The organism is Streptomyces sp. NPDC014006 (assembly GCF_043088925.1).
Classification (GTDB): Bacteria; Actinomycetota; Actinomycetes; order Streptomycetales; family Streptomycetaceae; genus Streptomyces.
Window position 1 is genome coordinate 308,405 of sequence record NZ_JBICAJ010000003.1, and the last position, 13,845, is coordinate 322,249.

Sequence of the window (13,845 nt, forward strand, 5' to 3'; positions counted from 1 at the left end):
TCCGGGCTGCGGCACCCCTGTCGGGTTCGCCCCGTGTTAAAATGGCTGTTGAAACTTAGTTCAATGGTTCATATGTGCCCACACCCCCCCCGGGGGGGGGCCCCCCCCCCCCCCGGGGCCCCCCCCGCCACAGTCGCCGGGGGGAGGTACCGCGCCGGATGCCTGCCATGACAGCCGCGGGGGATCCGACACTGTCGGCACCCGGGCGCTCCGTCCCCCCGGCGGCTCCCCCCAGGCTGCCGCGCCGGACGGGCACCGCGCACCACCACCGGGGAAGATCCGTATACGTACTCCCGCCCTGCCCCGCCCGACGCGACCCCGCCCCGTACCTACGTACCCGAAGCGGTCACCGCCGGGATCTCCGTGCGCGAGGTGATGCGCAGCTTGGCGAGGATGTGCTCGACATGGGCGTCGACCGTGCGCTTGGAGATGACCAGCCGCTCGGCGATCTCCCGGTTGGACAGCCCCCGTGTGACCAGCGCGGCGACCTCCCGCTCGCGCCGTGTGAGGGCGTCCGCGGCGCGCCCCTCCACCGGCTCGCGGGGCCGCGGCGGACGCGGTACGCCGTCCGCGGGCCCCGGCTCGTCGGCGCCCGCGCGTACCGCCTCGAGCACCTGCCGGCCCGACATCCGCGCCCCCGCGTCCCGCAGCCGGCCGAAGTCCTCCGCCCCCAGCGCGGCCCGCACCGCGCGCTGCACCGCGTCCTGCTCCTGCAGCAGCCGCGGCAGCATCGCCACCGGGTCACCGCCCAGGCGGCGGGCGTGCTCGGCGTATCCGAGCAGCCAGCACGCGCGCGCGTGCCGCCCGCGCCGGGCCTCGTACCAGGCGAGCCCCAGACAGGCCAGGGCCGCCACCAGCACCTCACCCATCTCCGCGGCCGCCTCCAGGGACCGCTCGAAGCACACCGCGCTCTCGTCGTGGTCCCCGGCGAGCGACAGGATCATCCCCTGCACCGCCAGCGTGGAGGCGTAGATCTGCCGCTCACCGGTGCCCTCCAGATACGCGAGACCCGTCGCGCACAGTTCCAGCGCCCCCATCGTGTCGCCGAGCACCGCCCGCAGCAGGGCGCCCTCGTAGTGCACGACCCCGATGCCGAGCGCGTCACCGGCGGCGACGATCCGCTGCCGGGCCCGCTCCAGCTCCGCCAGCCCCTCCTCGACCTTGCCGCCGAGCGCCGTCATCGCGCCCAGATACGCCTCGGAGAACAGCTCCACCCGCCGCTGCCCGGCCCGCCGCGCCACCGCGTGGGCCTCGGGGAACCGCTCCAGCGCGGTGTCCAGGTCGGCCGTCCACACCCCGAACACGCCGGTCATGAACAGCCCCCAGGCCCGCTCGGGACAGTCCTGCGGGGTCAGCTCCAGCGCCTTGTCGATCCAGTACCGCCCCTCCGACAGGGTGCCCGCGGCCCGCCAGTACGGCCCGAGCCGGGCCGCCAGCCACAGCGCCCGCGGCGCCCTCGCCGTGCTCGCGCAGCCGTGCTCCAGGGCGGCCCGAACATCGGCGGCCTCGCGCCGCACCGCACGGTGCAGGGCGACCTGGGAGGGCCCGACGAACTCGTCCCAGAAGCGCCCCGCGAGCCGCTCGTATCGCCCGAAGTGCCGCTCCAGGACCGCCTCGTGGTCGTCGGTGAGGGACAGCCGGCCGCGCCCGTACTCACGGATCGTGTCGAGCAGCCGGTAGCGCCCCGCGCCGCCCTCGTCGATCCGCTGCACGACCGACTTGTCGACCAGCCCCACCAGGGCCTCGACGACCCGCTCGGCGGGCAGACCGCCCCCGGCGCAGACCTGCTCGGCCGCCGCCAGGTCGAAGGGCCCGGCGAAGACGGAGAGCCGGGCCCACAGCAGGCGTTCCCGCGGGGTGCACAGCTCGTGGGACCAGTCGATGGCGGTGCGCAGGGTCTGGTGCCGGGTGAGCGCGGTGCGGCGGCCCCCGGTGAGGATCTCGAAGCGGCGGTCGAGCCGGGCGACCAGCTCCGCCAGCGGCAGGGCGCGCAGCCTGACCGCCGCCAGCTCCAGGGCGAGCGGAATGCCGTCCAGCCGGTCGACCAGGGCGAACGTGCGCTCCCGGTCCGCGTCGGTGACGCCCTGTCCGGCGGTCACGGCGGCGGCCCGCTGCAGGAACAGCTCCACCGCGTCCTCGCGGGGCAGCGGCGCCAGGGTCAGACAGTGCTCACCGGGCACGTCCAGCGGCTGCCGGCTGGTGGCGAGCACGGTCAGCCCGGGCGCCTCGCGCAGCAGGATGTCGCAGAGCGTGGCGCACGCGTCGAGCAGATGCTCGCAGGTGTCCAGGACGACCAGCATCCGCCGGCCGCGCAGATGCTCCACGACCGCGTCCAGCGCGCTCATGCCGGACTGCTCGGGCAGCTCCAGCACCCCGGCGAGGGTCGCCGGGACCAGCTCGGCGTCGTGCAGCGCCGACAACTCGACGAGCCGCACCCCGTCCGCGTACCGCGCGGCCGCCTCCCGGGCCGCCCGCAGCGCCGTACGGCTCTTGCCGACGCCGCCGGGACCGACCAGTGTGACCAGGCGGGCCTGTCCCAATGCGTCGCGCAGCGCGGCGAGTTCTCGCGCCCGTCCCACGAAACCGGTGATCTCGGCCGGGAGTTGCCCACCGCGGCGCTGACCGAATCCGAATCCCATACGACCCCCGTGCGGTCCTGCTCCCGGAACTCGTCACAGGGTAGGGACACGGATGGGCAGCGTGAATGCCGCACGTCCGCACACCGCCCGGACGGAGGACACAGGCCCCTAGGTATCACCCGCAGCGGTCATGCCGTCCGTACAGCGGTCCGAGGGGTGAGGCGGCGTCCGATGTGGACGTCAGGCCATCCAGAAGAAGACCGCGGTCATGCGTTTGTCCTCCAGCGAGAGGCCGTGGTAACCGGTCGCGCTGTGGACGAGGTTGGCGTGATAGACCAGCAGCCGGTTGTACCGGTGCGCGACCGTCACGTCCTCCTCGAAGGCGTCCGGCGCGACGAAGCGCGTCCCGAGTGCCTCGACCAGGTTGGTGTGCGGCGCCTGCACGACGTTGCCGCCGAGCCGCCCGCCGGGCAGGGACTGCCGGTAGAAGGCGGTACCGCAGCCCTTCGGCACCACCGGATTGAGGTACAGCACGGCGGCGTACCGGCACAGCGCCCGGGAGTCGGTGTGCGGCCGTGACTCGCTCTCGCCCTCCCCGACGACCTGCACACAGTTGTGGTTCAGGGTGCCGCCGCCCGGCGCCCGCTGCACCCACAGCTCCTTGGCACCGGTCGCCCGCCGCACGAGGTTCTCGACCACCGCCAGCTCACCGGGTTCCAGACCGGGCATGGTGCGCAGCCCGGGCCAGCTCTCGGAGGTGTACGGGTACCCCTTGACCCAGTCGTCCCTGCGCAGCACGCGCTCCCGCACGGCGTCGGGATCGGGCAGGACGTCGTCGAAGACCCAGTAGTCGCGGCCCTTGGTGGGCTTGCGATACGGCAGGACGGGGAGCGGCACGGACATGCGGCCGAATGTAAGCGCGGCCCGGCTATTGACTCTCCCGGGGAAGAGTCAACACTCCCGGATGAAAGGTCAATGTTTGGCCAACACATCGGCCCCGCTGTGCCGTTACGGCCCCCTACGTCACGGTGATACGGATCTGCTCGCTCTCCGCGCTCACCCCGTTGAAGGTCGCCGTGGCCTGCAGCCGCCCGGCGCCGGCCGGCAGATCGGTCCCGGGCACGCACCACCAGGTGCCATCGGCGGCGGCGGTCGTGGAGCACACCTCGTTCTCGTCCTGGTCGCGGACGCTGACCTGGGCGCCCGGGTAGGCGGTCCCGGCGGTCCGCGGCCGCGAACCGAGCGGGACCCCGGCCGGCGGCTGCGACAGCGTCGGCTCGGGCAGCCCCACCGTCACGGTGCACGCCCCTTCGTCGCGGGAGCTGCCGCCGGCGTCGGTGACGACCATCGCGCACCCGCTCAGCCGGGTCCCCGGCACGGCGTTCGCGGGAACGGAGAGCACGAACGGGAACGTCCGGCCGGACCACGGGCCGCCCGTCGCGGTGCCGGAGAACGTGTAGGTGCCGGAGCCGCCGTCTGCGGCGACGGCCCCGCGGTAGCCGCCGTCGGCCAGCGGCGTACCGGTGACCGCGGCGGGCGCCGACACGGTCAGCGTCAGCCGGGAAAAGACCACATGCCGCGCCGGTGCACCCATGAGAGTGACGGCGACGACAGCCCACCCAAGGGGCACGGGGAGCTGCGCGTGCACCCCCACCCACCCGCGGACAGCCGCCGTCCTCAGCCCGCCTCCCGCTTGTCGTCGTCCACGATCTCCGCGTCCACCACGTCGTCGTCGGCTTTCCCGCCGGAAGCACCCGCGCTCTCACCCTGCCCGCCGGAGGCACCCGCGCTCTCACCCTGCCCGCCGGAGGCCTCCCGCCCCCGCTCGTACATCGCCGTACCGATCTTCTGCGCCGCCTGGGCCGCCTTGTCGACCGCGGAGCGGATCACCCCCGTGTCCTCGCCCTTCAGCGCCTCCTTCAGCTCGGCCAGCGCCTCCTCCGTCTCCCTCTTGGCGTCCGCGGGGATGTTCTCCGGGTTGTCCCGGATCAGCTGCTCCGTCCGGTAGACGAGCTGCTCCCCCTGGTTGCGGGTCTCCGCCGCCTCGCGCCGGCGCCGGTCCTCCTCCGCGTGCTGCTCGGCCTCCCGCACCATGCGGTCGATGTCGTCCCGCGGCAGTGCGGAGCCACCGGTGACGGTCATCTTCTGTTCCTTGCCGGTGCCGAGATCCTTGGCGGAGACGTGCATGATCCCGTTGGCGTCGATGTCGAACGCCACCTCGATCTGCGGCACCCCGCGCGGCGCGGGCGGGAGACCGGTCAGCTCGAACATGCCGAGCTTCTTGTTGTACACCGCGATCTCGCGCTCGCCCTGGTAGACCTGGATCGTCACCGACGGCTGGTTGTCCTCGGCCGTCGTGAAGATCTCCGAGCGCTTGGTCGGGATCGTGGTGTTGCGCTCGATCAGCTTGGTCATGATGCCGCCCTTGGTCTCGATACCGAGCGACAGCGGCGTGACGTCCAGCAGCAGGACGTCCTTGACCTCACCCTTGAGCACACCGGCCTGCAGCGCCGCCCCCACCGCCACGACCTCGTCGGGGTTGACGCCCTTGTGCGGCTCCTTGCCCGTCAGTTCCTTCACCAGCTCCGTCACGGCCGGCATCCGCGTCGAACCGCCGACCAGCACCACGTGGTCGATGTCCTTGACCGAGATCCCCGCGTCGCGCACCGCGTTCTGGAACGGCCCCTTGCAGCGCTGCAGCAGATCCGCCGTCAGCTGTTCGAACTGCGCCCGCGTGAGCTTCTCCTCCAGATGCAGCGGACCCTGGGCGGAGGCGGTGACGTAGGGCAGGTTGATGCTCGTCTCCGTCGACGAGGACAGCTCGATCTTCGCCTTCTCCGCGGCCTCCCGAAGCCTCTGCACGGCCATCTTGTCCTTCGACAGATCGACGCCGTAGTTGTTCTTGAAGCCGGTGACGAGGTGGTCGACGATCCGCTGGTCCCAGTCGTCGCCGCCGAGGTGTGTGTCGCCGTTGGTCGCCTTGACCTCGATGACACCGTCGCCCATCTCCAGCAGCGACACGTCGAACGTGCCGCCGCCGAGGTCGAAGACGAGCACCGTCTGGTCGTTGCCCTTGTCCAGCCCGTACGCCAGCGCCGCCGCCGTCGGCTCGTTGACGATCCGAGGGACGTTCAGGCCGGCGATCTCTCCGGCCTCCTTCGTGGCCTGCCGCTGGGCGTCGTCGAAGTACGCCGGCACGGTGATCACGGCGTCCGTGACGTCCTCGCCCAGGTACGCCTCCGCGTCCCGCTTGAGTTTCTGCAGCACGCGCGCGGAGACCTCCTGCGCGGTGTACCGCCTGCCGTCGATGTCGCCGCTGTCCGGGAACCGCCAGGCGTGGTCGCCCACATGCCGCTTGACGGACCGGGCCGTGCGCTCCACGTTCGTCACGGCCTGCCGTTTCGCGACCTCCCCGACGAGCACCTCGCCGTTCTTGGCGAAGGCGACGACGGACGGGGTGGTGCGGGCCCCCTCCGTGTTGGCGATGACGGTGGGCTCGCCGCCCTCCAGGACCGCGACCACCGAGTTCGTGGTGCCGAGATCGATTCCGACCGAACGCGCCATCGGGCTCTCCCTTCTCGGGTGCCGTAGCTGCCGGGGCTGCGGGCATCACTCACATTCCTGCATAAAACGTGAGCCGACCGCCGTCAAGGAAGATTTTTTTGCCGCACCGCCCGAACACAACCGCCTCTTCCCGCGTACTCCTGTGCGTTCGACCGGACGGTGACAGGAGGCACGGTGCGACTCTCGCGGAACGCGACGGGAACCCTCTTTGTGGGCGGAGCCCTCGGCCTGACCCTCGTTGCGCTCGCCTATCCGGCCATGCTGGGCGTGCAGACGGTGTCCAGCGACACCTCGCGGGTGATCGCCAACACCCAGTGGGGACCGCTCACGGAGGGCGACCGCGACTTCGTGGTGAAGGTGCGCGCGGCCGGCCTGTGGGAGTACCCCGTGGGTCAGTTGGCCCTGAAGAAGAGCACCGACAAAGCGGTCCTCACGGCGGGCCGCCACCTCATCGACGGGCACGCGGCCCTGGACATCACCTGCCGCAGGGTCGCACCGATGCTGAACATCACGCTGCCCAACCTGCCCAGCCCCCAGCAGCAGGGATTCGTCGCCACCCTCACCGCGGACAGCGGCAGGCAGTTCGACTCAGACTTCGCGAACATCCTGCGGATCACGCACGGCTCGATCTTCAACACGATCGCGAAGATCCGGTCCACGACGAAGAACACGCTGGTGCGCGCGCTCGCCGACCAGGCCAACGACACCGTGCTCGACCACATCACGGTCATGGAGAAGACCGGCCTGGTCAACTTCGACCAGGCCCTCTTCCAGCAGACCGCCCCGCCCAAGCTGCCCTCGAACGACGTCACCCCGCCGCCCCCGGCCGGGGGCCAGCCCCAGGTGGTCCTCCCCCCGCCGCCGAGCCCGACGTCCGTCCCGGTCCCCCTGCCCGGCGACCCGTCGCCGACGGTGCGCTAGCCGAGCCACACGGTGGTGTCCGGGCCGAGCCGGCCGTCCTCCAGGGGTGCGCTGGTCAGCAGCACCTCGCCGGCCGGCAGCGCAACCGTGCGCTCCGACAGGTTGGCGACGCACCGCCAGCCCTCCGACCGGGTGAAGGCGAGCACACCGTCCGGGACGTCCTCGGCCCACCGCAGCTCCTCGCCCTGCGCCAGCTTGCGGCGCAGCTTCAGCGCGGCCCGGTACAGCTCCAGCGTCGAGCCCTCCACGCCGTCCTGCGCCTGCACGGCGTACGACGCGAAGGACGGCGGCTGCGACAGCCAGGCGCCGCCCGCCCCGAAGCCGTACGACGGGCCGCTCACCGTCCACGGCAGCGGCACCCGGCAGCCGTCGCGGCCCTTGCGGACATGGCCCGTCTGCTCCCAGATCGGGTCCTGGAGCACCTCGGCCGACAGGTCGGCGACCTCGGGCAGCCCCAGCTCCTCGCCCTGGTAGAGGTACGACGAGCCGGGCAGCGCCAGCATCAGCAGCGTCGCGGCGCGGGCCCGGCGCAGCCCGGCCGCCGGGTCGATCCGGGGCGCGTGCCCGCCGGACAGCAGCCAGGCGTTGTCGTCGGTGCCCGGTGGCAGCATCAGCCGGGAGGCGTGCCGCACGACGTCGTGGTTGGACAGCACCCAGGTGGCGGTGGCGCCGACGGCACGGGCGCCGGCCAGCGACGCGGTGATGACCTCGCGCAGCGCGTCCGCGTGCCAGGGAGCCTGCAGAAACTCGAAGTTGAACGCCTGCCCGAGCTCGTCCGGCCGGGCGTACAGCGCGCGGCGCTCCCCCGGCACCCATGCCTCGGCGATGGCCGCGCGGGGCGGGGAGTAGGCGTCGAGCAGGCGGCGCCAGTCCCGGTAGATCTCGTGCACCTCGTCGCGGTCGTAGAAGGGATGGCTGCCCGGGGGCAGCACCGTCAGGGCCGCCTCGTCGCTCAGCTCGGGTGCGCCGAGGTCGCGCAGCGGCTCGCTCAGGTCCTTGGCCAGGGCGTGGGCGACGTCCACGCGGAAGCCGTCCACGCCCCGGTCGGCCCAGAAGCGCAGCGTGGCGAGCAGGTCGGCGCGCACCTCCTCGTCGGCCCAGTTCAGGTCGGGCTGCTCGCGGGCGAACAGATGCAGGTACCACTGCCCGTCCGGCACCCGCTCCCAGGCGCTGCCGCCGAACACCGACTGCCAGTCCGAGGGCGGCAGCTCCCCGTGGACACCGCGGCCGTCCCGGAAGACGTACCGCTCGCGGGCGCGCGAACCCGGCCCGGCGCGCAGGGCCTCCTGGAACCAGGCGTGCTGGTGCGAGGTGTGGTTGGGGACGATGTCGACGACGAGCTTCAGGCCCAGCCGGTGCGCCTCGGCGACGAGCGCGTCGAAGTGGTCCAGGCTGCCCAGGCGCGGGTCGACGGCACGGTGGTCGGCGACGTCGTAGCCGCCGTCGGCGAGTTCGGAGGGGTAGAACGGGCTCAGCCACAGCGCGTCGACGCCGAGCGCGGCCAGGTGGGTCAGGCGGTCGGTGATCCCGCGCAGGTCGCCGAGACCGTCACCGTCGGCGTCGGCGAAGCTGCGGGGGTAGACCTGGTAGACGACGGCCTGCCGCCACCAGTCGGGGTCGCGGGAGGAGAGATCGGGCACGCGGTCTCCGTTCGCCGGTTCGGGCACGACAGGGAGATGACTGTCCACTTCACCCCGAAAGGGAACGTGCCCGTGTGGGCGCGGGTCAGGCGCCGTCGGCGGTGCACCGCGCGAGCAGGGTCTGCACGTCCGGGTCGACCACCCGGTAACGGACCACCCGGCCCTGCTTCTCCCCCGCCACCGTCCCGGACGCCCGCAGCAGCCGCAGGGCCTGCGACACCGCGGGGTCGTTCATGCCCGTCGCGATCGCCAGGTCGGACACCGCGAGCGGGCCGGTGCGGTGCAGGGCGAGCAGGAGGGCGAGCCGGTTGGGGTCGGCGAGCAGCGAGAAGCGGTCGGCCCAGGCACGCACGTGGGCGGCGTCGCCGATGGCCGCGATGGCGTCACAGACACGGTGACCGTCGATGGTGCGGCGGTCGGCGCGGTCGGGGGGCACGAGGTGCATGCCCGCATTCTCCCGCCCCGATTGTGATCTTGCATACCTGCACAGCTGTGCAGGTATGCAGAAGACCCTCGGCCCCCCTACCGTGGGCGGGCCGTGGTGTTCGGGAAGCCGGTGGGAAACCGGCGCGGCCCTCGCCACTGTGATCGGGGAGTTCTCGTCCCGTCCGGCTCACGCCGGGCCACTGGTCGTACGACCGGGAAGGCAGGGACGGCGGACGCATGACCCGGCAGCCAGGAGACCGGCCACGGCAGCTCACGAAGAGATCCACGAGGTGCTGGAGCGTGACCGGATGACCTTGCCCGACCCTGCCCCGACGACGACCGCGAAGGCCACCTTCACATGGCGCCGCGAGGACACCGTGAAGACCGCCGGGCTGATGGCCGCCATCGCCGCCCTGCACGTCGTCGCCTTCGGGATCCTCTTCCTCCTCGTCGTACCTGGCCACTACGAGGTCGGCAGCAAGGCCTTCGGCATCGGCCTCGGCGTCACCGCCTACACCCTGGGCGTGCGGCACGCCTTCGACGCCGATCACATCGCCGCCATCGACAACACCACCCGCAAGCTCATGGCCGACGGCAAACGCCCGGTGTCCGTGGGCTTCTGGTTCGCGCTCGGCCACTCCAGCGTCGTGATCGTCCTCGCGGTGATGATCGCGGCCGGCACCCAGCTCGCCGACCGGGTCACCAACGAGGGGTCCACCACCCACCAGGTGCTCGGCTTCCTCGGCACGACCGTCGCCGGTGCCTTCCTGTACCTCATCGCCGCCCTCAACCTGGTCGCCCTGTTCGGCATCCTGAAGGTGTTCCGGTCGATGCGGGCGGGCACGTACGACGAGTCCGAGCTGGAGCGGCACCTGGACTCGCGCGGGTTCATGAACCGCTTCCTCGGCCGCCTCACCCGCTCGATCTCCCGGCCGGGCCAGATGTATCCGCTCGGCTTCCTCTTCGGCCTCGGCTTCGAGACCGCCACCGAGGTCACCCTGATGGTGATGGCCGGCTCGGGCGCGGCCGCCGGACTGCCCTGGTACGCCATCCTGTGCCTGCCGCTGCTGTTCACGGCCGGCATGTGCCTGTTCGACACCCTGGACGGCACGTTCATGAACTTCGCCTACCAGTGGGCGTTCTCCCACCCGGTCCGCAAGGTGTTCTACAACCTCGCCATCACCGGCCTGTCCATCGCCGTCGCGTTCGTGATCGGCACCATCGAGCTGGTCGGCGTGCTGCACGACAAGTTCGGCCTGAGCGACGGCGTCACCGGCTGGATCGCCGGGATCGACCTGGACAGCGTCGGCTACCTCATCGTCGGCCTGTTCGTCCTGGTGTGGGCGGTGGCGCTGGCGTACTGGAGGCTGGCCAGGGTGGAGGAACGCTGGACGGCCTCCGCCGCCGACTAGCGCTCGACGGTCTCCAGGTACAGCCTCACGTACCGGTCGACGTCGACCTCCAGCGCCACGTCCACCAGGGGCTGTTCGCGGGCGCCCTCGTGGATCTCGGACTCGCCGGGGCGCGGGCGCCGGTCGACGACCGTCTGCCCCCGGCCAGGACCCGGGGCCAGCGACACCTCCACCGGCAGCAGCCGCGTCGTGATCCCCGCCGGATCGGCGACCGCGCACACCGCGCCCGCGTCGCCGAGGCCGCCGGCCTCCTCCGCCTCGGGCTCACCGCCCTGCGTGGTCGGCCGGTGGGCCAGCAGGTCACCGGCCAGCCGGGTCCCGGGCTCACTGCTCGCCCGCATCCGGTGCACATCGCTGCCCGGCACCACGACCCGCATGAACACGTCCAGGCCGTACATGGTGATCGGCACCCCCGCGGTCAGCAGGATCGCCGCGGCCTCCGGGTCGTGCCAGACGTTGAACTCCGCGACCGGCGTGGCGTTGCCGGTGGTGACCGCGCCGCCCATGAAGACGATCCGCTCGATGTTGCGGGTCACCTCCGGATGGGTGCGCAGCAGCAGCGCGATGTTCGTCAGCGGCGCCGTCGGGATCAGGGTCACCGGCCGCTCGCTGGCGAGGATCTCCCGGCGCAGCAGCGTCACCGCGTCGACGTCGGCGGGCCGGCGCCCCGGCGCGGGCAGCCCCAGATCGCCCATGCCGTCGTGGCCGTGCACATGCCGGGCCGAACGCGCCGGCTCGATCAACGGCCGCTCGGCACCCCGCCCCACCGGGATCTGCGGCGCCCCCGCCTGCTCCAGCACGGTCAGTGTGTTGCGTACGACCCCGTCGACGTCCGTGTTCCCGGCGACACACGTCACCGCGCGCAGATCCAGACCGGGATGACGTACCGCGAACAGCAGGGCGAGGGCGTCGTCGACACCGGTATCGCAGTCGATGATCACGGGGATGGGTTGACCGGCCACCAGGAGCTCCTTCCGTCGTCCCCCGACGATAAGCGCCCCGGCGGCTCAGCCCCACAGCTCCATCCCGCGCGCCCCGACCACCTCCGCCACCCGCCGCACCAGCTCCGCCACGGGCACCTGCCCCGCCCGCCGCCCGTCCCGCAGCCGCAGCGACACCTCCCCGGCCGCGTCCTCCCGGGCACCGATCACCGCCTGGTACGGCACCAGCCGCGCCGCCCGGATCCGCGCCCCCAGGCTCCCCTCGACCGCGACCTCGGCCCGCAGCCCGGCGGCCTCCGCCCGCTCCACGACCTCACGGGCCCGCCCCTCCTGCTCCGCCGACACCGGCAGCACGACCAACTGCACGGGCGCCAGCCAGGCGGGAAAGGCACCGCCGTGCTGTTCGAGCAGGTGCGCGACCACCCGCTCGACACTGCCGATGACACTGCGGTGCACCATCACGGGCCGGTGCCTGGCCCCGTCCGCGCCGACGTACGACAGGCCGAACCGCTCGGGCTGATGGAGGTCGATCTGCACGGTCGACAGGGTCGACTCCCGCCCCGCCGCATCGGCCACCTGCACATCGATCTTCGGCCCGTAGAACGCGGCCTCGCCGACGGCCTCCTCGTGGTCGATCCCGTCCAGCACCTCCCGGAGCATGCCGGTGGCGCGCCGCCACAACTCGGGGTCGGCGACGTACTTGCCGCCCTCCCCCGGCAGCGACAGCCGGTACCGGGCGCCCCGGATGCCGAGGTCGGCATGGGCGCGGGCGATCAGCTCCAGAGCGGCGCGGGCCTCACCGACGGCCTGGTCGAGGGTGCAGAAGATGTGCGCGTCGTTCAGCTGAATGGCCCGCACCCGGGTGAGACCCCCCAGCACCCCGGACGGTTCGGAGCGGTACATGCCGCCCAGCTCGGCCAGCCGGTACGGCAGTTCCCGGTAGCTGCGGGACCGTGACCGGTAGACGAGCGCATGATGCGGACACAGACTGGGCCGCAGCACGACCTCCTCCGCCCCCAGCCGCATGGGCGGGAACATGTCGTCGCGGTACAGCTCCCAGTGCCCGGAGATCTCATACAGCTCCCGTTTGCCGAGAACGGGCGAGTACACGTGCCGGTAGCCGGCGGCGCGCTCCACGTCCCGGACGTAACTCTCCAGGGTGTGCCGCACGACGGCCCCGTCGGGCAGCCAGTACGGCAGTCCCGCCCCGATCAGCGGGTCGGTGCCGAACAGGTCCAGTTCGCGGCCGAGACGGCGGTGGTCGTGCATGGCAGGCTCCTTCTCGTGGAACGGAGCGAGCCCCCGCACGCGAAAACCCCGGGGCGCCCGCCCCGGGGTTTCGCGACATCGGTCAGCTGTCAGCGCGCCGGGACACTCTCCGGCGTCGTCGTGGACACGGCCTGTACGCGCTGCATACGACGACGGTACCCAAGCGCACTTTGCCCCGCGAGCGTTTTTGTCGCCCGGACGGTCCTGTGCGCTGGTCGGCCGGCGATCACGGTGCTGACCTGGACCTACGCACCCCGCCCCGCCCAGGAGCCCCGATGCCCCGACCCCCGCTTCCCGCAGCCCTGACGCTCGCCGCCGCCACCCTCCTGACCGCCACCGCCTGCTCGGGCCGCTACCTCGACATGGAGGAGGGCCCCACCTCCACCCCCACCACCGCGTCGTCCGCCGCCCGCTCCTCGCCGGCCTCCCCCACCACCGCCCCCGCGCTCACCGCCGCGCAGGCCCAGGCGGTCCTGATCACCTACACCGACCTCGGCCCGGGGTGGACGCCCACGCAGGGCGCGGCGACCTGGCGGGACGGCATGCTGAAGACGACGGGCGCCCCCGGCGACTGCGCCCGCTTCCTCGACGCCCTGTACTCCGACGCCCTCCTCGGCTCCCCGGCCCGCGCGCTCGTCGGCCTCGACAACACCGACACCGGAGCCCAACTGCGCTACCAGGTCTCGGCCCAGCCGCGCGCCGACGTCGACCGGACGCTGGCGTGGCTCGCGACGGTGCCGCAGAGGTGCGCGCACTTCACGGCGACGACGGCACGGGGCGTGGCCCAGGACGTCCAGATCTCCACCGCCTCCCTGCCCCCGGTCGGGGACGCCAGAGAAAGCCTGCGCGTCACAGTGACGGCCCCGCCGGCCCAGGACACGGAGGAACCGACGGTCCTCACCCTCGACGTAGCGGCGGTCCGCCAGGGCACCGACGCGTTCACCCTGACCAACGGCGGCCTCTCGGGCGTCCCCTCCGACGCGACCCAGGCAGCGGTCCAACTGGGAGCACTGCGCCTCGCGGAGGTCCGCAAACAGGGCCGAGCGCAGGTGTGATCGACCCGGCGTCACGCGCCACGGCGTTGTCGCAGTCC

At 72.5% G+C, this 13,845-nt stretch carries 11 protein-coding genes and 1 riboswitch; of the genes, 3 read left to right on the forward strand and 8 right to left on the reverse strand.

What is annotated here, in order from left to right:
* Positions 1-329: 329 nt before the first annotated feature.
* The 4 genes from ACF1GV_RS13635 to dnaK all read right to left on the reverse strand — a co-directional run bounded on the left by ACF1GV_RS13635 (position 330) and on the right by dnaK (position 6,143).
* On the reverse strand, positions 330-2,639 hold the full coding sequence (locus ACF1GV_RS13635) for an ATP-binding protein (RefSeq protein ID WP_391680049.1): 2,310 nt from the start codon (positions 2,637-2,639) through the stop codon (positions 330-332).
* Between the two features lie 180 nt (positions 2,640-2,819).
* Entirely contained in the window at positions 2,820-3,482 is a 663-nt protein-coding gene (locus ACF1GV_RS13640; RefSeq protein WP_391680051.1) for a DUF6445 family protein, read from the reverse strand.
* Between the two features lie 115 nt (positions 3,483-3,597).
* Positions 3,598-4,173 carry a carboxypeptidase regulatory-like domain-containing protein gene (locus ACF1GV_RS13645; RefSeq protein WP_391680052.1) on the reverse strand — a complete coding sequence of 192 codons (576 nt, stop codon included), beginning with the start codon at positions 4,171-4,173 and terminating at the stop codon, positions 3,598-3,600.
* An 83-nt stretch (positions 4,174-4,256) separates the two neighbouring features.
* The gene (gene dnaK, locus ACF1GV_RS13650; protein ID WP_391680053.1) at positions 4,257-6,143 is read right to left on the reverse strand and encodes a molecular chaperone DnaK; all 1,887 of its coding nucleotides are present in this window, start codon (positions 6,141-6,143) and stop codon (positions 4,257-4,259) included.
* A 210-nt stretch (positions 6,144-6,353) separates the two neighbouring features.
* Here dnaK and ACF1GV_RS13655 point away from each other — a divergent pair, with 210 nt between their 5' ends.
* Positions 6,354-7,064, forward strand: a complete 711-nt coding sequence (locus ACF1GV_RS13655) for a DUF4142 domain-containing protein (RefSeq protein ID WP_391680429.1) — start codon at positions 6,354-6,356, stop codon at positions 7,062-7,064.
* On the opposite strand, the gene ACF1GV_RS13660 is transcribed toward ACF1GV_RS13655, so the two are convergent.
* Together ACF1GV_RS13660 and ACF1GV_RS13665 are read right to left on the reverse strand one after the other, a co-directional pair.
* Positions 7,061-8,752 carry a glycoside hydrolase family 13 protein gene (locus ACF1GV_RS13660; protein ID WP_391680055.1) on the reverse strand — a complete coding sequence of 564 codons (1,692 nt, stop codon included), beginning with the start codon at positions 8,750-8,752 and terminating at the stop codon, positions 7,061-7,063. The genes ACF1GV_RS13655 and ACF1GV_RS13660 overlap by 4 nt on opposite strands.
* 37 nt (positions 8,753-8,789) lie before the next feature.
* Positions 8,790-9,149 (reverse strand): ArsR/SmtB family transcription factor, encoded by a 360-nt coding sequence (locus tag ACF1GV_RS13665; protein WP_391680056.1) that lies wholly within the window; start codon positions 9,147-9,149, stop codon positions 8,790-8,792.
* A gap of 77 nt (positions 9,150-9,226) precedes the next feature.
* Positions 9,227-9,411, forward strand: a riboswitch (cobalamin riboswitch).
* Positions 9,412-9,438: 27 nt separating this feature from the next.
* Between ACF1GV_RS13665 and ACF1GV_RS13670 the strand changes: the two genes are divergently transcribed.
* Positions 9,439-10,542: a HoxN/HupN/NixA family nickel/cobalt transporter gene (locus tag ACF1GV_RS13670; protein ID WP_391680058.1), complete on the forward strand. Its 1,104-nt coding sequence runs from the start codon at positions 9,439-9,441 to the stop codon at positions 10,540-10,542.
* Here ACF1GV_RS13670 and ACF1GV_RS13675 read toward each other — a convergent pair.
* Entirely contained in the window at positions 10,539-11,504 is a 966-nt protein-coding gene (locus ACF1GV_RS13675; protein ID WP_391680060.1) for a nucleoside hydrolase, read from the reverse strand. The genes ACF1GV_RS13670 and ACF1GV_RS13675 overlap by 4 nt on opposite strands.
* 45 nt (positions 11,505-11,549) lie before the next feature.
* On the reverse strand, positions 11,550-12,791 hold the full coding sequence (gene thrS / locus ACF1GV_RS13680; protein ID WP_391680062.1) for a threonine--tRNA ligase: 1,242 nt from the start codon (positions 12,789-12,791) through the stop codon (positions 11,550-11,552).
* A 236-nt stretch (positions 12,792-13,027) separates the two neighbouring features.
* Here thrS and ACF1GV_RS13685 point away from each other — a divergent pair, with 236 nt between their 5' ends.
* The gene (locus ACF1GV_RS13685) at positions 13,028-13,807 is read left to right on the forward strand and encodes a hypothetical protein (protein WP_391680063.1); all 780 of its coding nucleotides are present in this window, start codon (positions 13,028-13,030) and stop codon (positions 13,805-13,807) included.
* The last annotated feature ends 38 nt before the right edge of the window (positions 13,808-13,845 follow it).

Bases quoted from the DNA above. Each gene is read 5' to 3' on its own strand.
- ACF1GV_RS13635 (WP_391680049.1), bottom strand. From the start codon at position 2,639: ATGGGATTCGGATTCGGTCAGCGCCGCGGTGGGCAACTCCCGGCCGAG.
- ACF1GV_RS13640 (WP_391680051.1), bottom strand. From the start codon at position 3,482: ATGTCCGTGCCGCTCCCCGTCCTGCCGTATCGCAAGCCCACCAAGGGC.
- ACF1GV_RS13645 (WP_391680052.1), bottom strand. From the start codon at position 4,173: ATGGGTGCACCGGCGCGGCATGTGGTCTTTTCCCGGCTGACGCTGACC.
- dnaK (WP_391680053.1), bottom strand. From the start codon at position 6,143: ATGGCGCGTTCGGTCGGAATCGATCTCGGCACCACGAACTCGGTGGTC.
- ACF1GV_RS13665 (WP_391680056.1), bottom strand. From the start codon at position 9,149: ATGCACCTCGTGCCCCCCGACCGCGCCGACCGCCGCACCATCGACGGT.
- ACF1GV_RS13670 (WP_391680058.1), top strand. From the start codon at position 9,439: ATGACCTTGCCCGACCCTGCCCCGACGACGACCGCGAAGGCCACCTTC.
- ACF1GV_RS13685 (WP_391680063.1), top strand. From the start codon at position 13,028: ATGCCCCGACCCCCGCTTCCCGCAGCCCTGACGCTCGCCGCCGCCACC.